The sequence below is a fragment of the Pseudomonas reidholzensis genome, assembly GCF_900536025.1.
In the GTDB taxonomy this organism is placed as follows: Bacteria; Pseudomonadota; Gammaproteobacteria; order Pseudomonadales; family Pseudomonadaceae; genus Aquipseudomonas; species Aquipseudomonas reidholzensis.
In genome coordinates, this window is sequence record NZ_UNOZ01000013.1 from 544,447 (window position 1) to 563,093 (window position 18,647).

General features: G+C 59.0%; 18 protein-coding genes, 1 tRNA gene and 2 pseudogenes. 7 read left to right on the plus strand and 14 right to left on the minus strand.

The features are described 5' to 3' along the window. The first annotated feature begins 14 nt into the window (after positions 1-14). A complete protein-coding gene (gene serS / locus CCOS865_RS10510; RefSeq protein ID WP_119140457.1) occupies positions 15-1,295 on the plus strand; it encodes a serine--tRNA ligase in 1,281 nt (426 codons plus the stop codon). Further along, positions 1,296-2,684 carry a siroheme synthase CysG gene (cysG, locus tag CCOS865_RS10515; RefSeq protein ID WP_119140459.1) on the plus strand — a complete coding sequence of 463 codons (1,389 nt, stop codon included), beginning with the start codon at positions 1,296-1,298 and terminating at the stop codon, positions 2,682-2,684. 150 nt (positions 2,685-2,834) lie between these two features. Here cysG and CCOS865_RS10520 read toward each other — a convergent pair whose 3' ends face one another. The 8 genes from CCOS865_RS10520 to CCOS865_RS10555 form a co-directional block, all read right to left on the minus strand. Further along, positions 2,835-3,797: a glutathione S-transferase family protein gene (locus CCOS865_RS10520; RefSeq protein WP_119140461.1), complete on the minus strand. Its 963-nt coding sequence runs from the start codon at positions 3,795-3,797 to the stop codon at positions 2,835-2,837. Between the two features lie 96 nt (positions 3,798-3,893). Continuing rightward, a complete protein-coding gene (locus CCOS865_RS10525) occupies positions 3,894-4,907 on the minus strand; it encodes a glycosyl transferase family protein (RefSeq protein ID WP_119140463.1) in 1,014 nt (337 codons plus the stop codon). Beyond that, positions 4,904-5,239: a TusE/DsrC/DsvC family sulfur relay protein gene (locus tag CCOS865_RS10530; protein WP_119140465.1), complete on the minus strand. Its 336-nt coding sequence runs from the start codon at positions 5,237-5,239 to the stop codon at positions 4,904-4,906. The genes CCOS865_RS10525 and CCOS865_RS10530 overlap by 4 nt, the downstream gene beginning before the upstream one ends. Continuing rightward, positions 5,236-5,532: a sulfurtransferase complex subunit TusB gene (gene tusB, locus CCOS865_RS10535; RefSeq protein WP_119140467.1), complete on the minus strand. Its 297-nt coding sequence runs from the start codon at positions 5,530-5,532 to the stop codon at positions 5,236-5,238. The genes CCOS865_RS10530 and tusB overlap by 4 nt, the downstream gene beginning before the upstream one ends. After that, positions 5,532-5,891, minus strand: coding sequence for a sulfurtransferase complex subunit TusC (gene tusC / locus CCOS865_RS10540; RefSeq protein WP_119140469.1), 360 nt, complete (start codon positions 5,889-5,891; stop codon positions 5,532-5,534). Before tusC ends, tusB begins: the two co-directional genes overlap by 1 nt. A 1-nt stretch (position 5,892) precedes the next feature. Next, positions 5,893-6,285 carry a sulfurtransferase complex subunit TusD gene (gene tusD, locus CCOS865_RS10545; RefSeq protein WP_119140471.1) on the minus strand — a complete coding sequence of 131 codons (393 nt, stop codon included), beginning with the start codon at positions 6,283-6,285 and terminating at the stop codon, positions 5,893-5,895. Between the two features lie 87 nt (positions 6,286-6,372). Then, positions 6,373-7,752, minus strand: a complete 1,380-nt coding sequence (locus CCOS865_RS10550) for a nucleobase:cation symporter-2 family protein (protein WP_119140473.1) — start codon at positions 7,750-7,752, stop codon at positions 6,373-6,375. 201 nt (positions 7,753-7,953) lie between these two features. After that, entirely contained in the window at positions 7,954-8,625 is a 672-nt protein-coding gene (locus CCOS865_RS10555) for a Bax inhibitor-1/YccA family protein (RefSeq protein WP_119140474.1), read from the minus strand. Positions 8,626-8,752: 127 nt separating this feature from the next. On the opposite strand from CCOS865_RS10555, the gene CCOS865_RS10560 reads away from it, so the two are divergent. After that, positions 8,753-8,840, plus strand: a tRNA-Ser gene (locus CCOS865_RS10560). A gap of 122 nt (positions 8,841-8,962) precedes the next feature. Here the strand turns inward: CCOS865_RS10560 and CCOS865_RS10565 are convergent. The 3 genes and pseudogenes from CCOS865_RS10565 to CCOS865_RS10575 all read right to left on the minus strand — a co-directional run bounded on the left by CCOS865_RS10565 (position 8,963) and on the right by CCOS865_RS10575 (position 10,773). Then, positions 8,963-10,126: pseudogene (locus CCOS865_RS10565) on the minus strand (Arm DNA-binding domain-containing protein). 87 nt (positions 10,127-10,213) lie between these two features. Continuing rightward, a complete protein-coding gene (locus tag CCOS865_RS10570) occupies positions 10,214-10,474 on the minus strand; it encodes a hypothetical protein (RefSeq protein ID WP_244216079.1) in 261 nt (86 codons plus the stop codon). A 131-nt stretch (positions 10,475-10,605) separates the two neighbouring features. Beyond that, complete coding sequence (locus CCOS865_RS10575) at positions 10,606-10,773, minus strand: helix-turn-helix domain-containing protein (protein WP_119140986.1); 168 nt, start codon at positions 10,771-10,773, stop codon at positions 10,606-10,608. 190 nt (positions 10,774-10,963) lie between these two features. Between CCOS865_RS10575 and CCOS865_RS10580 the strand changes: the two genes are divergently transcribed. Then, positions 10,964-12,352 carry a KAP family P-loop NTPase fold protein gene (locus CCOS865_RS10580; protein WP_119140479.1) on the plus strand — a complete coding sequence of 463 codons (1,389 nt, stop codon included), beginning with the start codon at positions 10,964-10,966 and terminating at the stop codon, positions 12,350-12,352. 268 nt (positions 12,353-12,620) lie between these two features. Continuing rightward, positions 12,621-12,802, plus strand: a pseudogene (locus CCOS865_RS28420) (phage portal protein); the annotation flags it as partial. 50 nt (positions 12,803-12,852) lie between these two features. Here the strand turns inward: CCOS865_RS28420 and CCOS865_RS10590 are convergent. Together CCOS865_RS10590 and CCOS865_RS10595 are read right to left on the minus strand one after the other, a co-directional pair. Next, on the minus strand, positions 12,853-13,926 hold the full coding sequence (locus tag CCOS865_RS10590) for a hypothetical protein (protein ID WP_119140481.1): 1,074 nt from the start codon (positions 13,924-13,926) through the stop codon (positions 12,853-12,855). 80 nt (positions 13,927-14,006) lie between these two features. Next, the gene (locus tag CCOS865_RS10595; RefSeq protein WP_244216080.1) at positions 14,007-14,540 is read right to left on the minus strand and encodes a DUF4145 domain-containing protein; all 534 of its coding nucleotides are present in this window, start codon (positions 14,538-14,540) and stop codon (positions 14,007-14,009) included. A gap of 1,251 nt (positions 14,541-15,791) precedes the next feature. On the opposite strand from CCOS865_RS10595, the gene CCOS865_RS10600 reads away from it, so the two are divergent. After that, entirely contained in the window at positions 15,792-16,052 is a 261-nt protein-coding gene (locus CCOS865_RS10600) for a DUF6429 family protein (protein WP_119140485.1), read from the plus strand. Positions 16,053-16,478: 426 nt separating this feature from the next. Here CCOS865_RS10600 and CCOS865_RS10605 read toward each other — a convergent pair whose 3' ends face one another. Next, complete coding sequence (locus CCOS865_RS10605) at positions 16,479-17,822, minus strand: D-serine ammonia-lyase (RefSeq protein ID WP_119140487.1); 1,344 nt, start codon at positions 17,820-17,822, stop codon at positions 16,479-16,481. Positions 17,823-18,311: 489 nt separating this feature from the next. On the opposite strand from CCOS865_RS10605, the gene CCOS865_RS10610 reads away from it, so the two are divergent. After that, a complete protein-coding gene (locus CCOS865_RS10610; protein WP_119140489.1) occupies positions 18,312-18,641 on the plus strand; it encodes a hypothetical protein in 330 nt (109 codons plus the stop codon). The last annotated feature ends 6 nt before the right edge of the window (positions 18,642-18,647 follow it).

The following is an 18,647-nucleotide window of genomic DNA, read 5'->3' on the forward strand; positions in this document are numbered from 1 at the left end:
AACGAGAGAACGATATGCTCGATGCCAAACTGTTACGCGGCCAACTTCAGGAAGTGGCGGACCGCCTGGCCTCCCGTGGCTTCAGCCTGGATGTCGCGCGCATCGAATCGCTGGAAGAGCGTCGCAAGTCGGTGCAGACCCGCACCGAGCAACTGCAAGCCGAGCGTAACGCCCGCTCCAAGTCCATCGGCCAGGCCAAGGCCAAGGGCGAAGACATCGCCCCGCTGATGGCGGACGTCGAGCGCATGGCCAATGAACTGGCCGCCGGCAAGAACGAACTCGACAGCATCCAGGCCGAGCTGGACGGCATCGTCCTGACCATCCCCAACCTGCCGGATGAAAGCGTGCCGGTCGGCCCGGATGAAGAAGCCAACGTCGAAGTTCGTCGCTGGGGCACCCCGCGCGCGTTCGACTTCGAGGTCAAGGACCACGTCGCCCTGGGCGAGATCACCGGTGGCCTGGACTTCGAGACCGCGGCCAAGCTGTCCGGCGCGCGTTTCGCCCTGCTGCGCGGCCCGATCGCGCGCCTGCACCGTGCGCTCGCGCAGTTCATGATCAACCTGCACACCAGCGAGCACGGCTACGAAGAGGCTTACACCCCGTACCTGGTACAGGCGCCGGCCCTGCAAGGCACTGGCCAGCTGCCGAAGTTCGAGGAAGACCTGTTCAAGATCTCCCGCGAGGGCGAGGCCGACTTCTACCTGATCCCGACCGCCGAAGTGTCGCTGACCAACATCGTCGCCGGCGAGATCATCGACGCCAAGCAGATGCCGATCAAGTTCGTCGCCCACACCCCGTGCTTCCGCAGTGAAGCCGGCGCGTCGGGCCGCGACACCCGCGGCATGATCCGCCAGCACCAGTTCGACAAGGTCGAGATGGTCCAGATCGTCGAGCCCTCGAAGTCGATGGAAGCCCTCGAAGGCCTGACCGCCAACGCCGAGCGCGTACTGCAACTGCTCGAGCTGCCGTACCGCGTGCTGGCCCTGTGCACCGGCGACATGGGCTTCAGCGCGGTCAAGACCTACGACCTGGAAGTCTGGGTACCGAGCCAGGACAAGTTCCGCGAGATCAGCTCCTGCTCGAACTGCGGCGACTTCCAGGCGCGCCGCATGCAGGCCCGCTGGCGCAACCCGGAAACCGGCAAGCCAGAGCTGGTACACACCCTCAATGGCTCCGGCCTGGCCGTTGGCCGGACCCTGGTCGCGGTGCTCGAGAACTACCAGCAGGCCGACGGTTCGATCCGCGTGCCAGACGTCCTCAAGCCGTACATGGGTGGCGTCGAGGTCATCGGCTAAATGGATTACCTGCCGCTGTTCCACAAGCTGCAGGGCGGCCGGGTACTGGTCGTCGGCGGTGGTGAAATCGCCTTGCGCAAGGCGCGCCTGCTGGCCGATGCCGGCGCCGCGCTGCGGGTGGTTGCGCCCGAAGTCGACGCCGAGCTCGCCGCCATGGCCCGCGAGGGTGGCGGTGAAGTCCGCGTGCGTGGCTATGCAGTCGGCGACCTCGACGGTTGCCGGCTGGTGATCGCGGCGACCGACGACCCTGCGCTGAATGCCCAGGTCTCGGCCGAGGCGCAGGCGCGCAGCCTGCCGGTCAACGTGGTGGATGCGCCGGCCTTGTGCACGGTGATCTTCCCGGCGATCGTCGACCGTTCGCCGCTGGTCGTGGCGGTGTCCAGTGGCGGCGATGCGCCGGTGCTGGCACGACTGATCCGCGCCAAGCTGGAAGCCTGGATCCCTTCGGCGTACGGCGAACTGGCCGGCCTGGCAGCGCGTTTTCGGCACCAGGTGAAAACCTTGTACCCGGACGTCAACCAGCGTCGCGGCTTCTGGGAGACCGTGTTCCAGGGGCCGATCGCCGAGCGCCAGCTGGCGGGGCAGGGTGCCGAGGCCGAGCGCTTGTTGCAGGCGATGGTCGACGGTGCGCCGGTGCAGCAGGGCGGTGAGGTGTATCTGGTGGGGGCTGGCCCGGGTGATCCGGACCTGCTGACCTTCCGCGCCTTGCGCCTGATGCAGCAGGCTGACGTGGTGCTGTATGACCGCCTGGTGGCGCCCGCCATCATCGACATGTGCCGGCGTGACGCCGAGCGCATCTATGTCGGCAAGCGCCGCGCCGACCATTCGGTGCCGCAGGAGCAGATCAACCAGCTGTTGGTGGACCTGGCCAAGCAGGGCAAGCGTGTGCTGCGCCTCAAGGGCGGCGATCCGTTCATCTTCGGCCGGGGTGGCGAAGAGATCGAAGAGCTGGCCGAGCATGGCATTCCGTTCCAGGTGGTGCCGGGCATTACCGCGGCCAGTGGCTGCTCCGCGTATGGCGGGATCCCGCTGACTCACCGCGACTATGCCCAGTCGGTTCGCTTCGTGACCGGGCATCTCAAGGACGGCACCAGTAACCTGCCGTGGAATGACCTGGTGGCGCCGGCGCAGACCCTGGTGTTCTACATGGGTTTGGTTGGCCTGCCGACCATCTGCGCCGAACTGATCCGCCACGGCCGCGCGGCCAGCACGCCTGCCGCGCTGGTGCAGCAAGGCACTACGCGCAATCAGCGGGTGTTTACCGGGACCCTGGCAGACTTGCCGGACCTGGTGGCCCGGCATGAAGTGCACGCGCCGACCTTGGTGATTGTCGGGGAAGTGGTGCAGTTGCGCGAGAAGCTGGCCTGGTTCGAAGGGACCCAGGAATAGTGCACTGGGGCCGCTTCGCAGCCCTTTCGCGACACAAGGCCGCTCCCACAGGTTCAGCGCTACTCTCATGAGCGGCGATGAACCTGTGGGAGCGGCCTTGTGTCGCGAAAGGGCTGCGAAGCAGCCCCAGGTTCTTGAGTGAAAGCCGAATTAGCTGCGCTCCCAGATCCCCCGCCCAACCAAACGCTCGCGATCATGCGCCAAACCAAAGTCCTGCAGCGGCCCCTTGGGCACGATCCCATTCGGGTTGATGGTCTTGTGGCTCATGTAATAGTGCTTCTGGATATGCTCCATATCCACCGTGCCCGCCACCCCAGGCCACTGATACAGCTCACGCAGCCAGTTCGACAGGTTCGGATAGTCGCTCAAGCGCCGCAGGTTGCACTTGAAGTGCCCGTGGTACACCGCATCGAAGCGCACCAGGGTAGTGAACAGGCGCACATCCGCTTCAGTCAGGTATTCACCGGCCAGGTAGCGCTGGCGGCTGAGCAGGTCGTCCAGGTAATCCAGTTCATTGAACACCTCATCGAAGGCAGCCTCGTAGGCATCCTGCGAGGTGGCGAAGCCTGCGCGATAAACGCCGTTGTTCACCGCCGGATAAATACGCTCGTTGAGGCCGTCGATGGTCGTGCGCAGGGCCTCGGGGTAGAGGTCCAGGCGGTTGCCGGTCAACTCGTCGAAGGCTGAGTTGAAGATGCGGATGATCTCGGCCGACTCGTTGTTGACGATGCGCTTTTCCTGTTTGTCCCACAGCACAGGCACGGTCACCCGGCCGGTGTAGTTGGCGTCGTCCTGGGTGTAGCGCTGGTGCAGGTAGTCGAAGCCGTCGAGGCGGTCGCCGGTGGAGCCTTCAGCCTGGTCGAAGGTCCAGCCGTGCTCGCCCATCAGCCAGCTCACCACCGACACGTCGATCAGCGGCTCCAGGCCTTTGATGGCGCGCAGGATCAAGGTGCGGTGAGCCCACGGGCAGGCCAGCGAGACGAACAGGTGATAGCGGCCGGCTTCAGGGGCGGGCAGCTGATTGCGGCGTTGTGCGTTCTCGCGCTGGAACGCGCCGTCCTTGCTGGTCTGGTACCACTGGTCGTGCCAGCGGCCGTCAATCAAAAGGCCCATGGGGAGCTCCTCGGAACAAAAGGGTTTGTCGTTGGAGCCCAGTCTAGGGATTATCGTTCGAATAAATAGCGCAAAGACTGCGCCTTTCCTATCGGATTATTCGATGTTTTTGCGGGCGGCCCAATAACCTCGGGCAGTCTCGAACGCCTGCTCGCGCGTGTGGCCGAGGCCGCGCAGGGCCAGGGCAATGGTCGCCACCACGGCCATCTCGCCGTAGCTGTCCTGGGCCTCGCCGCGCCACACCGCGAGCAGATGGGCAGGCTCCAGGCTGGCCGGTTTGACATGGCGCTGGGCGCTCATGGCGGGCCACTCCTCGTCCCAGTTCTCGCCGCCCGAGGTGCCGTACAGATGACTGGCGACATCCGGGTTGATCTCGATCTCGCCGCCATCCCCCTTGACCACCAGCGCGTGGTCGCCGAGCAGGCGGCTGGCTTCGCGGTGCACCGCCTGGTAGCCGGGGTGGAAGATGCTCTGCAGGCCGCAACGCGCGCCCAGTGGGTTGAGCACCCGTGCCAGCGAGTGGATCGGCGAGCGCAGGCCGAGGGTGTTGCGCAGGTCGATCATCCGCTGCAATTGCGGCGCCCAGTCCTGCAGCGGGAAAAACGCCAGGCGCTGTTCGTCGAGCGTGCGGGCCAGTGCCTGCCAGTCGCGGCACAGCGGGATCTCGAGCAGTTGCAGCAGTTGCTCGGTGTACATCCGCCCGGCCGTGTGGGCACCACCGCCGTGCAACATGATGCGCACGCCGTTGCCGGCCAGGCACTTGGCCGCCAGCAGGTACCACGGCAGGTGGCGCTTCTTGCCGGCATAGCTCGGCCAGTCGAGGTCGACGGCGATCTGGGGCGCCTGCAGGTGAGCGCGCAGGGCTTCGGTGAAGCCGGCCAGCTCCTCGGCGCTTTCCTCCTTGTGCCGCAGCAGCATCAGGAAGGCACCAAGCTGGGTGTCTTCGACCTTCCCTTCAAGCAGCAGGGTCATGGCGGCGCGGGCTTCTTCGCGGGTCAGGCCGCGGGCGCCACGCTTGCCTTTGCCCAAGATGCGGACGAATTCGGCGAAGGGGTGCTCGGCTGGGGTTTCCAGGGTCAGTGGGGGCGGTGCTGGCAACAGTTCGGTCATATGCAATTGGTCGGCTTGGGCAGGCCCGCCAGCTTGGCGGCGAGTTTGGCGGGAGTGCCGTTGAACAGGCGATTGAGGTGCGGGCTGTTGCCCTTGTCCGGGCCCAGCTTGAGCGCGGTGTACTTGATCAGCGGGCGCGTGGCCGGCGACAGCTCGAACTCCTGGTAGAACTGGCGCAGTACTTCGAGGATCTCCCAGTGAGCGTCGCTCAGCGCAATCTGCTCGCGGGCGGCGAGGGCCTCGGCGACGGGGTGCGACCAGTCTTGCAGGTCGACCAGGAAGCCGTCCTTATCCAGGGCGATCTGCTGGTCGCCGACAGTCAGAGTGCTCATAGCCAGCTGTTTACCTTGTCGTAGTGCAGCGACAGCGCAACAAACGCGGGGTAGTCCACCGCCTGGGCCAGGTCGCTGTTGATGGCACGGGCCTGCAGGTCCTCGGCGAGGGCGAACAGCCGATTGTCCAGTTGCGCGGCTTGTACCAGGCGCTGCGGCTCGGTGCCGGCACGCAGGGCGTACACCGCATCGCCGCAGAGCAGCACGGCATCGTCCGCGCCGAGCAGGCGCAGGCAACTGGCCAGGCGGTTGTCGCCGAAGGGCGAGTGGGCAATTACATGCAGGGTCGTCATCAGAGCGTTACCACCTGGTCGAAACGGGCAATCAGCGCGGCCAGCGCCGCGTCGTCCAGCACCTCGACCGGCAGCGCCAGGCTGCCCGCGTCGAGGCCGCGCTCGGCGAGGCTATGGCCACAGGCGAACAGTTCGTCGACGCCGAACATCGGCAGTGCCTGCAGGTTGGCGGCGAGGTTCTTCTGTTGCAGCGTGGCAGGCTGCTGGCCGTCGTCGAGCTGGAACACGCCGTCATCGAGAAACAGCATGCCCAGCGGCAGGTCAAAGGCGCCGCCGGCGAGGGCGATGTCCAGTGCCTCGCGGGCGGACGGGCCAGCCCACGGCGCCTGGCGGCTGATGATCAACAGGGATTTGGCCATTTCAATCGCCTCCGAAACAGACCAGGCGGTCGGCAAGCTGCGCCGCCTCGTGCAACTGGCCCAGGCCCGACAACTCCCACGGCGCCGGCAGGTTCACGGCCGGGCGCTGGTAGCGGTGGGCTTCGGTCTCATCCAGCACGCCACGGCGCAGTGCGGCAGCAATGCAGACCACCGCGTCGAGCTGGTGGGTGTCGATGAAGGCGCGCCATTGCGCGGCCACGTCGACCTCATCCTGGGGCGCGACGACGTTGGCCGAGGCGCTGTGCACCCCGTCCTGGTAGAAGAACAAGCGGGCAATCTCATGCCCGCCGGCCAGGGCCGCCTCGGCGAAGCGCAGGGCGCGGCGCGAGGAGGGCGCATGGGCCGGGGAAAAAACCGCAATGGCGAATTTCATGGGAGGCTCTTGCAACGTAATGGCGCCATGATAAAGCAAAAAAGCCCGCGTCTGTCGGCGCGGGCTCTTGCTGGATCAGGCTGCAGGTCAGTGCTGCTCTTTGCTCTCAGGCAGGAACCAGTTCAGCACCAGCGCACAGATGCCGCCGGTGGCAACGCCAGACTCCAGCACGTTACGCAGCGCCGATGGCATGTGCGCGAGGAACTCCGGCACCTGCGCCACGCCCAGGCCCAAGGCCAGCGACACGGCGATGATCAGCAGCGCGCGGCGGTCCAGGCGGGTGCTGGCAAGGATGTTGATCCCCGACGCCGCCACCGCCCCGAACATCACCATCGCGGCGCCACCCAGCACCGGCTCCGGCACGGCCTGGATCACCCCGGCCACGCTTGGGAGCAGGCCCAGCAGCACCAGCATCGCGGCGATCCAGATGCCGATATGGCGGCTGGCGATACCGGTCAGCTGGATCACCCCGTTGTTCTGGGCAAAGATCGAGCTGGGGAAGGTGTTGAACACACCGGCCAGCAGCGAGTTGGCGCCATTGACCAGCACGCCGCCCTTGATCCGTTGCATCCACACCGGGCCTTCGACCGGCTCGCGCGACACCTTGCTGGTCGCGGTGACGTCACCGATGGCTTCCAGCGAAGTCACCAGGTAGATCACCAGCATCGGGATGAACAGCGCCCAGGAGAAGCTCAGGCCGAAGTGCAGCGGCATCGGCACCTGGAACAGCGCCGCCTCGTGCATCCCGGTGAAGTCCAGGCGGCCCATGTAGCCGGCCAACGCATAGCCCACGGCCAGGGCGATGACGATCGCGCAGCTGCGCATCCACACCACCGGGATCCGGTTGAGCAGCACGATGATCGCCAGCACCACGCCCGACAGCAGCAGGTTCTCGCCGTTGGCGAAGGTACCGTTGCCCATCGCGGTAAAGCCGCCGCCCATGCTGATCAGGCCGACCTTGATCAGCGTCAGGCCGATCATCAGCACGACGATGCCAGTGACCAACGGGCTGATCAGGCGCTTGATGAACGGCAGGATGCGCGACACGCCCATCTCGACGAACGAGCCCGCGATCACCACGCCAAAGATCGCCGCCATCACGCCCTCCACCGGCGTGCCTTGCTTGACCATCAGCGCGCCGCCGGCAATCAGCGGCCCGACGAAGTTGAAGCTGGTGCCTTGAACGATCAGCAGCCCCGCGCCAAATGGCCCGAAACGCCGGCACTGGACGAAGGTGGCGATGCCCGAGATCACCAGCGACATCGACACGATCAGGTTGGTGTCACGCGCCGACACACCGAGTGCCTGGCAGATCAGCAGGCCAGGGGTGACGATCGGTACGATGATCGCCAGCAGGTGCTGCAGGGCAGCCAGCATGCCGATCAGCGGCCGCGGCTTGTCCTCTAGGCCAAGGACCAGTTCATTGGCAGGCGCTGCGGCGCCAGGCCCTTGTTCGATGGAACTCATGGGAAGCTGCCCCGGAAGAAAAAAGGAGCGCATTCTACGGGGCGCGTGGCGATTGGGGTAGCTTTCGCGCGCATTTGTCGCCCCGTCACCGCCCGCCCTGTAGGCGCGGGCTTGCCCACGATGGCGCCATCAGTCTCCACACATCAGTGCCTCGCCCACAAAAAAGCCCGCCGAAGCGGGCTTTTTGCGATCGGTCGACAATCAGTCGTCACGGCCCATGATGCCGAACAGCTGCAGCAGGCTGATGAACAGGTTGTAGATCGACACGTACAGGCTGACGGTTGCCATGATGTAGTTACGCTCGCCACCATGGATGATCGCGCTGGTCTGGAACAGGATGCAGACCGACGAGAACAGCACGAAGCCAGCGCTGATCGCCAGTTGCAGGCCGCTGATCTGGAAGAAGAAGCTGGCAACCACGGCGCCCAGCAGGACAAAGAAGCCCGCGGTGATGAAGCCGCTGAGGAAGCTCATGTCCTTGCGGCTGATCAGCACGTAGGCCGACAGGCCACCGAACACCAGTGCGGTCATGGCAAAGGCCGAGCTGACCACTTCAGCGCCACCGGCCATGCCGAGGTAGCGGTTGAGGATCGGGCCAAGGATGAAGCCCATGAAGCCGGTCAGGGCAAAGGTGGAAACCAGGCCCCAGACCGAATCACGCAGTTTGTTGGTCAGGAAGAACAGCCCGTAGAAGCCGATCAGCACGACGAAGATGTTCGGGTAGCCGACGCGCATCTGTTGCGCGACGAAGGCCATTACGCCGCTGAAGGCGAGGGTCAGCGCCAGCAGGCTGTACGTGTTGCGCAGGACCTTGCTGACCTCGCGCTGCTCGACCTGCTGGCCGTGTTGTACGGCATAATCCTGTTCGCGCATGGCGACACTCCTGTGGGGTTGAAACCTATGGATGCTCAGAGCATACCAGAGCCGCCGCAGCCCGCGACACAGAGAGTTTGACAGCGTGTTTCATTACGGTATTATGGCGCCCGCAAAATGCTGTTCCGGAAGCGTGGCCGAGTGGTTTAAGGCAACGGTCTTGAAAACCGTCGATGGGCAACTATCCTAGAGTTCGAATCTCTACGCTTCCGCCATACAAGTGCTTGATTTCATTGATGTTTGCCCGCGCCCTCCCTGTAAAAGGGAGCATTTTGGGAACACTTTGGGAATATCAGGCAAAAGAAAGGGGCCTATATGGCCCCTTTTTTGTCCTTTGTCAGCTCAACTTGAGTGCCCGATTCAGCAAGCTGACCACATCCGGCCCATCTTCGCTGGTCCACTTCGCGTAGTGCTTGAAGATCATCGCCGTCGACGTGTGCCCCATTTGATCTGCGATCCGCTCCGGCGTGGCGATACCACTGCTCAGCATCTGGCTGGCGAAGGCGTGCTGGCAGGTGTTCGGCCCGCGCTGGCGTACACCAGCTTTTCCCAGGTGCGTGATCCACCAGCCATGGCGCAGAACATTTGAGGAGCGGTACGGCTCACCAGTGGCACTGTTGTGGAAGACACAGCGCGCGCGCTGTTCCCGCACGGTCCGATTGTCGCGATCGACGACCTCGATCAATTCCGGCCCATGGTGCTGGGTGAACCTGGCTTGCGCCTGCAGCCCGCGCAGGCCTGGAGTGAGCAGTTTGACCTTGCGTGTAGAGCGCCGGGTCTTGGTCACTCTGTACTGGCCGGCCACCCGGGCGCGGCGAATCTCCACGGTACCGGCCACCAGGTCGACGTCTTCCCAGGCAATAGCCATCGCTTCGCTGACTCGCGGGCCAGTCCAGATCATGAATTCAGTGAGGTTGATTTCCAGCTCCCGGTCTGTCTGCTGGCCATAATCGCCCCGATTTCTTCCGAGTGAAAGGGTCCGGGTCGTCTGCATCCGGCAGTGAGATGGTTATCCCGTCGGTCGGGTCGAAAGCAAAGCCGGTCCTAGTGCGGTACAGCTGGAAGATCTGGCGCAGAGGGCTCACGATCTCGCGCACGGTCTTGTTGTGTAGCTTGGGCATTACTACCGTTTGCACCCAGTGTTATGTCCAGATGGTCGATTCGATCTGCCTACTGGTCGCCCCAACGCGGGCGTATGTGTTTCTCGGTACGGCTGCGGTACATGGCGAAGCCGCTGGCCGGCATCTGGTTGCCCTTTGTTTCCAGCCACAGGCCAATGTAGTGGCCAAGGGTGTTGGTCTTGACCCGGGCGAGTCAGGGAAGTGGCGGGCATAGTTGAAGGTACCGGCCTCAGTCTCGTAATTGATGATCCCGACCAGGCGCTCGGCGTTAGCCAAGTTTGCGGGCGAGGCGACCCGGGAATGGTTTCCCGGCACAACTCTCCCTGGTAACGGAAATATACGCGGACGTGGTTGCCGCGTGCTTCGGCTCCAGCTGCCATTAATTTCTACTCGAAAACAAAGATACGGCCCAGTGTATGGGCCGTGCTGAGGTGACGGCTGATTTCCAGGCCTAGAAGTTCTGGGCGTCAGTTTTTGCCGTGCAAGGTCGAACTACTCGCCTGGCGCACCAGGAAAATCGCAAGGTCCCGCAACTTGCCATCATCGTCGCAGGTGCACCACTCTAGGACGGCCTGCACTTGGGCCCGCGAACAGTTCATCACCAGGATCCCGCGTTCGCCTCGGGCGACACGCACCTTCAGGATCTCAAGCAAGCCTTCGGTGGCGTAGGCTTCGGCAAAGACGTGGGGGGCGTCCGTGGGCGGATTCAGCTTGGCGGTGACATACAACGGCGCTGACAACCTGGCGTAGGTTCTCTAGAACGGTGGTCTTAATGTTCTGGTTTCTTCCTTGGGCCAGGTGGCTAGTTTTTGGTTTTGCTGGTAGTAGGCATTCGCTTTATCCCGAGCAGGACGGCTGCTCAGTGCGCTTCACCGCGGAAGCACTTTTTTTGTCCAAGGAGGACGGCATAGACAGTGCTGGGTTGAAGTCCATGCTTGATAGCGAACTCTTTCAAGGAGATGCCCTGCTTTTCCAAGCGTTGTCGGGCTGTGTCGCATGCTTGCTCGGTTACGGGGCTGGCGTGCATAGTGGCCATCGTGCAGTACCTATGATGGAAAGCCTTACCCAGTTGGAGCGCCTCTTTATCGAATTACTACGCGGCTTGGATGAGCAGCGGCGACAAGATTTGATGAGGGTATTGGAGGTACTTCGAAAGTCATCTGAGTAAGGAATTATGGTGGGGCTTGATTAATAAGCCCCCTTCAAAAGGAGGCGTTATGGGCGGTATTTGGCAAGACGATCATATGGATAGGAAGCCAAGTGCTGAGTTTCTGAATAAATACATCTTAAGTAATGCGCATGTCAAAGTTCTGAATGTTAACTCGCCTTGGGGGACTGGGAAGTCTTTTTTCTTGGAGCGTTGGGCTGCCACACTTTCTGAAAAGCATGTTTGTGTACGCTTCAATGCATGGGAAACTGATTATTCTGCCGAGCCGCTAGTGGCGTTGATTGCTTGCATTGAAGATCAGTTGCGTGATCCTGTTGATATCACCGCTACAAGTGTCGGTGAGGACCTAGTTAATGCTGGGTCATTGTTGGTTCAAAAAGCTGGTCCTCTGATTTTAAAAGGGCTCTTCAAAAAGTTTAGTGGCGTTGAGCTAAATGATCTTTTCGGAGAGGGTGCTGAAGAAGCTACGGGAAGTGTGGTTGAGTCTCTGATTAAAGATCAGATGGAAACGAAGCAGAACGTAAAAGAATTCAAGGTGGAAGTTTCAAGAAGGCTGTCCCAAGCAGCTGAGAATAAAGGCCTGAAGGCGCCCGCTTTCATTTTTATTGATGAGCTCGATCGCTGTAGGCCTACATATGCAATCGAGCTGTTAGAGCGAATTAAACATTTTTTCGAGCTGGAAGATTGTAGATTCATTATTGCTTCCGACTCTGTGCAGCTCGCGCATTCGATTCGGGCTGTATACGGGCAAGGGTTTCATTCGGAATGTTACTTGAATCGTTTCTTTGACGCCGAGTTTAGGTTGGATAATGAAAATATCTTCCCATTGGTTAAAAGCATGCTCCCGCCCGTGCCCTCGATAGCGATCAATATAAATGTGACAGGTCGTGTAGATAATTTCTCCTACCAGTCGGTGCGCGGAATGGGACAAGATGTCATTTATCCAGATCGTTATACGGTGGTTTGTGATCTTGAGGATTTTAATGAAAATCAACTGATGATTGTGGCGTTGGCTAAATGCTTCGATGTCGGTTTGCGTGAGATTAACAACTACATTCAGCAAATTAAAGGTGCGGCCGACACCATTGGCGGGAATGTTAATTTCTTCTGGTTGGCGTTTCTTGTATTTTACAAAAACTCTAAAGCCGAGACTTATCTCACTTTCTTTAGTGCTAGGGGTCTTGAGGATTTGCATAAGTCGTTTGATTATAGTCTTGTCAATACCAAGTTTTTATTTGTGAGCTCGTTAGAGAGTGTTTTTGAATTGGTGTCGTTCTATCATTCTATGGTGATGTTGAGTGAGCAGGGTTTTCGCTCCTTCGGGCAAAATCTAGAAGGGTGGCGCTCAACTGTCTTTTATGCCAACTGTAATGGTGATGCGCCAGAGCGACTGCGCAGCTACAGAAAGGTTGTAGACTTGGCTCATCGTTTGAATTAAAAATTTTCCAAGGGTAGCTGTCGAGAGCTACCCTGCATTTTCTTCCATTCCCGATCAGCTGCTTTCTGAGCGGCTTCCTCGTTGTTATAACCCCTCTTAATCCGTGTTGGCTTGGTGGCATCGCCAGCGACCACAGACATTTCTCTTCCGGTGGTTTTATCGCAATAAAACGCCACCACTCCGGTGTATGTGCCGCCGTTCTCGTCCTGGTAAAGTCTTTCGGTCGAGACCCCTCGCAGCTTACTTTCCAGCTCCAGGGTGGTGTAGCCGTTTGACGGGGGTGGTACCGCAGAACGCAAGCTGGTTTGGTTTAGTTCGCAATGCAACTGAGCTCTCGGCTATCAACGAGCTGGAGCCCGAGCAGGCTAGGCTTTTGCAAATCAACGAGTGGTTGGGGGGGAGGTGATTAGCTTCAACCCCTACGAGTTGCCGAACCACAAAGCAAGCTGAGGTATCTGGAACGGAAAAGCCCCCATTGAGGCGGCTTTGTTTGTCCAGTTTTATTCTGTAGAAGAGGGATGCTGTTCTTGGTTTTTTTTACGCTCCAAAAGGATATTGCCCATTTTTTCATAAGCTAACTGGCCGGATTGGTATTTGTCTTCATTGCAGATGGCTATGTAAGGGGATTTACTGATAAGCGGCTCTGCGATATCTTCAGGTTTTTCCGTAAAAATGATTTGCAGCGCCGCTTTACGAGAAATTAGCTGTTCAAGGTTTGCAAGGCGGCAGGCGTTTAGTTTTTTGCCGTTGGGGTAGGCGACTAGAATAAAATCTACGATAGGTATATGGGCTTCTCGATCTAATAATCCTTCCATATACCCGCTTTGACCCATTATGCCCTTGTCTCTGAAGTGGTTTTCGATCCTTTTATAATCTACGTGGTCTATGCCGTGCTCTTGCAAGCTAAGCATTGCATAGTTAGCCCCAGCCCACTCTCGGTAATTGTAGGCTCCTGGTGTAATTAGCTCGTCGGGGAAGCACGATTTAATAAACTGTTTCCCCAGAACTGTAATTTTGCTATCAGCTATGAATTTATTTTGGTTTAGATAATGAATATCCATGCCCTTGGCGCTAAATGGATTCTCGCTATCTAGGATCTCACTGGTCCTTAGCTCATGGTTGCCCTGGCTTGGCATGATTCTATGGCTGCTTACAACGTACGTCTTTGCCAGTATGTCCAGCTGGTCCCAAGTCATCTCTCTAAGCTTTAAGATGAAGTACCTCCGAATTTCCTTCGGGACTTTGCTTGTTGCTATCATCTTGGCTAAGTGGCCATAGATCCCACTTTTTTCTTGCTCTATGTCCGAGAGGCATGCGCTGAATAATGCATGATAGTCTGCAGCGTCCAGTTGGGCTTGATTTAATTTTTCGTCAAGACTGTCATCATCAGCTAAAAGAAGTCGTCGATGAAATTCGTATGCTTTTTTCTCGCTCTGTTCTGAGATGTAGTCTCGTACGAATGAAGCCCCAATTTTGGCAAAGTTATAGATTTTTTCGGCGCCAGGAATGCCGCTGCAGGTCAATCCAGTGTCAATAATTAGATCTGCTATTTTTATTGTCTTCTTGAGGCTCATTGATCCATTCTTAATTGGGTGATGTGTAACTCAAGAAAAGCACTTATTGAAAGCTTTCTTTCCAGTGTCTCAGTTCATCTTCATTTATCTGCGCGAGCCTTCGCGTCTTTTTTCTCTGCAGCTTCTCGCGCGCCCTTTGGCACCATTTCGTACAAGGCCTTCAGCTCGGCCGGCTCGGTTATACCTTTATGTACGATTAGATTAAGCATTTGAAACATCTTTGAAGCGATAAAATCCACGTCCGCGATGTCCATCTCGCCAGGGTGCACTGCATTGTTGCCAGTGATCCTCACTGTATCTGCAACCTTAATAAGCAGTTCGGGCAGAATTCCTTTTTTGGCTAGCTCTCGAATATCGATGTCGATCTTCTCACCTTTCTCTCCCAGGTGTACGCAGAGCCTTTGCAGCGCGAGTCGAAGTAGCGCAGCTGCTGCCCGAGGGGAAACCGCGAATACCGCCGCTGCTTCCAAGTAATCCTTTCTCACATCTTCGGGCATGTCCGCAGCTGGGCGCGGGGCAACGCTCGACAGAGGATCTATCATCCGGGCTTGGTCTTTGCGCCAAAAGGTATGTTCATCGCACCTCACACATTCTGCCATGTCCAACGCGCTCACGCCGCCCTGTCCGTAACGGAGCGGGTACCAGTTCATATGCGCATAGGCCCCGCAGTGTGGGCAGCTGAATCCATTCAATCGGTGCTTTGGTATCACTGTTTCCATTGAAATGTACCCTATCGATTTCAAAATCCAGATTCCTGCGTTCATTAATACCAATTTATAAATTTATGTCTACCCGACCCTGGCGCGCGCCCTCGTCCCCCCGCCACGCCTGCGGGCTAAAACGTGTCGGAATTTCTGCGCCCCTGTAGCTGGGGACAAGCCGCCCCGTATCTGGTCTCGGGAAGGGTATGGGGTGTATTGGTTTCTGCGAATCCCTGCAGTGCCGGGGCTGCGGCCGTTGTCTCGACATGCCGGTGCAGCTCAGGCATTTCTAGTTGTAGTTTCAAAAATAGGTGATTTTGGTAATCACCCCTTCTGGATTGCGCCTTTGACCACGGAATTCATGGCTAGTAGCGATTATCAAAAATGTTAAGGAACGGTAAGTCAAAAGGTGATTATTAACTAAGCCATTGGCTTTACTAGGTTTGAGTGTTCCCCGGCTCAACCTAAGGTTTGGGTAATTGGATTACCTAAAAATTTCTAAAAAATTACCTTTATGTACTCCGCGCAACCAATTGATTTTAAATGGTTTGACGGTTGATTTGAAAACCGATTACCAAAATTACCTTTTTGAGGGGGCCACCTGAAATGACAAATGGCCTACGGGGGAGGGGTGGCAGGGTGACGTCTGCCCGCAGGCTGGGAACACTCAGGGAACAAAACCGGTGACAGGGGTGTGATAGACTCCAAGTAAATCAAGGCCTACAGCCCATGGAGCGCGGATTTTCTGAGTTCGAATCTCTATTCTTCCGCCAACTTCAAAGCCCTGATTAGTCAGGGCTTTTTGCGTTTTTGGAGTCGGTGACATCAACCGCGGGAACGCCGTTTGGAAGGGTTTGTTTTGGACGCGCTTCCAATTCTAGTTCATGCTACTGGCTTCTCGGGCGACCTCAAGATCGAGCGCCGCCCGCGCGGCCCATCGCGACACAAGGCCGCTCCCCCATTTGTTGCAACGTGCCATGGCCTGATGGATTGGAGTTTTAGCCTTGTTGGTACGACGAAGACATCGAGTCGAGCATGAAGGTCTCTCTGCAACCTTTCGCCTTGCATCGGGCTGACAACCTGTGCTTGAAGATCATCGCCGTCGAGGTAGCCTCTAGGTAGGATTTAACCCTAACGTTAAAACCTACGTGCGGAGGTACCATCATGCAATACGACGAAAAACTCCTCGAAGAAGCCGTCCTTGGCCTGTTGGCAGCCTTCAGCTCTGATTCCGGCAACGCCTGGAAAGGGTTCGACTTCGAGATCATGAACCGACTGCACGAGCAGGGTTTCATCAGCGATCCGGTGAACCGTAACAAGTCGATCTGGTTAACGACTGAAGGGCTGGAGCGAGGACGGGAGATAGCTGATCGGTTGTTTGCGGTAGGCGCTCACGGCGAGCATTCGTCCGACGCTGATAGCTGACTGCCCGGAGCGCCCACTGTAACGTGCAGTGTGCCCCAGGTCAGGAGGCGCAGGGCGAGACAAGCAGGTTCATTCTTTAGGAATCAGTGCTGTGTGGCGCATGCCGCAGAGTCTGTTGCGTCTTTGAAATCGAGCGCCGCCCGCGCGGCGCATCGCGGGCAAGCCCGCTCCTACATTTGTTGCAACGTACCATGACCTGACAGACCGAGGTTTTCACCTTGTTTGTACGACGAAAAAATTGAGTCGATCTCTATAGATTTTTTTGTGGTTCTCGCCATGCACCATAATGGCTGGCGACGCCTCTGTTCATACGCGATTGCACGTAGCAACAACTGTAGGAGCGGGCTTGCCCGCGATGCGCCGCGCAGGTGGCGAGCGCACCACGGTTATCAAGGCGGCGCGCTACTTGGCGGGACCTCGAAACGGCTACCGTTGCAGCCCAACCCCTTTCGCCAGATACTCTTCAAACGCCTCCGCCGGCACCATGCTCCCCCCCGTGCCCCAGACAAGGTGCGTGGCCCTCTGCAGCCGCTCAGGCGTGAACCCCATGCGCTCCAGATAACCCGGCGATTGCAACACCCGCACCATCCCTGGCACCCCCGCCAACGCCGAAGGCTCAAGCCGAGCGCCATCCCGCTCCCAGGCCACCACCAACAGCCGATACAGCTCCTCATCGGTAACCGTGTAATACCCATCGATCAATCGCTGCATCGCCTTGCCAACAAACCCGGAGGGTCGGCCCACCGCAAGCCCATCTGCGGCGGTCATGTTGTCGATGCCAAAATCCTGAACGCTGGTCTGGTCGTGCAACCCCGTATAAACCCCCAGCAGCATGCACGGCGAGTGCGTCGGCTCGGCAAACAGGCAATGCACCGCATCGCCGAACACCAGCTTGAGCCCAAACGCCACGCCCCCCGGGCCACCACCCACGCCACACGGCAGGTAGACGAACAGCGGCGCCTCTTCACTGACGCTGATGCCAGCCTCGTCGAACTGGCGTGCCAGACGCTCAGCGGCCACTGCGTAGCCGAGGAACAGATGCGGCGAGTTCTCGTCGTCGACGAAGTAGCAGGCGGGGTCTGCGGCGGCCTGCGATCGACCCTGCTCGACTGCAACGCTGTAGTCGGACGCATACTCGATCACCGTTACACCGTTGGCGCGCAGCTTGTCCTTCTTCCACTGACGCGCATCTGCAGACATGTGCACCGTCACCTTGAACCCCAGCGTTGCCCCCATGATGCCGATCGATAGACCCAGGTTGCCGGTCGAGCCCACTGCCAGTGTGTACTGGCTGAAAAAGGCTTTGGACGCATCGCTGGCCAGGACGGTGTAGTCATCCTCCAGGCTGATCAAACCTGCCGCCAGCGCTCTGTCCTCAGCATGCTTGAGCACTTCGTGGATACCGCCGCGGGCTTTGACCGAGCCTGAGATCGGCAGCTCGTTATCGGCTTTGAGCCAAAGAGAACCGCTATTTTCCAGGGCGGACTCTTCGGTTAGCAGGATTTGTGTCTGGGTGAGTGGCAGGAGGCGCGATTCAATAATGCCGCCGCTCGCCGCCGTTTCTGGAAATACCTTCGCCAGGTAGGGGGCGAACCGTTGCAGCCTGTCGCTCGCTGACTGAACATCCGCGGCTGACAGCCCTACGTCATCCAGCGCTTCAGAAACCTTGGCGATACCTGGGTTGAACCAGGAAATGGGTTTCAACGCCGTCAGCTCGGTGATGAGCGGATGACTCCGTTTCCAGGCGTCTAGGGTTTTACCGTGGATCATGACGAGCTCCGTAGGCTGGATGGGCAGGTTCAAACTCTAGCCGACGTCGAAGTCATCGCCTATATCCGCCAGCGTGCGGTGAAGGTTGTGCGATTTCTGTTCGAGACTATGTAACCGAACTATAAAAACGAGCACACGCCTGCGGGGCGCTTCATTAAATCGGTAGCATTGATTATGTAAGCTCCGGCGATTCAATGGCGCTTGCCGCAAGATAATGTGGGTCCGCATCGGTTGTGACTTCAGCTGATACAACTGGAGCGCTGGGCGGCGGGGAGCTGAAGACACATTCTCCGGGCCGTTCGCACCGTTTCAGCAGCGCGTCTGCGCAGGCATCCCGTCATCGCGCAGCCGTTGACCGGTCAAGGCGTCTTTCCAAGCGCGGTCAGCCCCCGCTTCTGTTAACCTGCTACCCAACAGCTCATCCATTTCAAGCCCTGAGCGCGGAGCGCTCGGATCTGATCCGTTTTTATGAGGGAAGGGAAATTCACCATGACCGCCACCGACCGTCTCAGCCTGCTTCAGTTTGAGCATTTAAGCCTGGGTGCGGAGGCCGCCGCCCAGTTCGCCATCTCCGTGGACGAGCTTCGCGCGCTGAAACTGCTGGAGCGTTACGAGCATCCCGCTGCCCTCTACCTGGGCGATATCGCCGACGCCAAGGACCGCGAAGAGCTGCTCTGCGCAAAAAGCCTGGGGATCGGTTTTGCCCATGGCCTGATCGCCGCCCGCGTGATCGTCAAGGCCGAGGCCGAGAGCCTGCGGCGCATCTTCCAGAATGCCGCTGACCGCGCCTTGGCCGTGCTTGCCCAAAGCGCAGAGTAAGCCCTG

Excerpts from the sequence above, each read along its gene's own strand:
- serS (WP_119140457.1), top strand. The coding sequence starts at position 15 with ATGCTCGATGCCAAACTGTTACGCGGCCAACTTCAGGAAGTGGCGGAC.
- cysG (WP_119140459.1), top strand. The coding sequence starts at position 1,296 with ATGGATTACCTGCCGCTGTTCCACAAGCTGCAGGGCGGCCGGGTACTG.
- CCOS865_RS10520 (WP_119140461.1), bottom strand. The coding sequence starts at position 3,797 with ATGGGCCTTTTGATTGACGGCCGCTGGCACGACCAGTGGTACCAGACC.
- CCOS865_RS10525 (WP_119140463.1), bottom strand. The coding sequence starts at position 4,907 with ATGACCGAACTGTTGCCAGCACCGCCCCCACTGACCCTGGAAACCCCA.
- CCOS865_RS10530 (WP_119140465.1), bottom strand. The coding sequence starts at position 5,239 with ATGAGCACTCTGACTGTCGGCGACCAGCAGATCGCCCTGGATAAGGAC.
- tusB (WP_119140467.1), bottom strand. The coding sequence starts at position 5,532 with ATGACGACCCTGCATGTAATTGCCCACTCGCCCTTCGGCGACAACCGC.
- tusC (WP_119140469.1), bottom strand. The coding sequence starts at position 5,891 with ATGGCCAAATCCCTGTTGATCATCAGCCGCCAGGCGCCGTGGGCTGGC.
- tusD (WP_119140471.1), bottom strand. The coding sequence starts at position 6,285 with ATGAAATTCGCCATTGCGGTTTTTTCCCCGGCCCATGCGCCCTCCTCG.
- CCOS865_RS10550 (WP_119140473.1), bottom strand. The coding sequence starts at position 7,752 with ATGAGTTCCATCGAACAAGGGCCTGGCGCCGCAGCGCCTGCCAATGAA.
- CCOS865_RS10555 (WP_119140474.1), bottom strand. The coding sequence starts at position 8,625 with ATGCGCGAACAGGATTATGCCGTACAACACGGCCAGCAGGTCGAGCAG.
- CCOS865_RS10575 (WP_119140986.1), bottom strand. The coding sequence starts at position 10,773 with ATGCACGCCAGCCCCGTAACCGAGCAAGCATGCGACACAGCCCGACAA.
- CCOS865_RS10580 (WP_119140479.1), top strand. The coding sequence starts at position 10,964 with ATGGGCGGTATTTGGCAAGACGATCATATGGATAGGAAGCCAAGTGCT.
- CCOS865_RS10590 (WP_119140481.1), bottom strand. The coding sequence starts at position 13,926 with ATGAGCCTCAAGAAGACAATAAAAATAGCAGATCTAATTATTGACACT.
- CCOS865_RS10600 (WP_119140485.1), top strand. The coding sequence starts at position 15,792 with ATGCAATACGACGAAAAACTCCTCGAAGAAGCCGTCCTTGGCCTGTTG.
- CCOS865_RS10605 (WP_119140487.1), bottom strand. The coding sequence starts at position 17,822 with ATGATCCACGGTAAAACCCTAGACGCCTGGAAACGGAGTCATCCGCTC.
- CCOS865_RS10610 (WP_119140489.1), top strand. The coding sequence starts at position 18,312 with ATGACCGCCACCGACCGTCTCAGCCTGCTTCAGTTTGAGCATTTAAGC.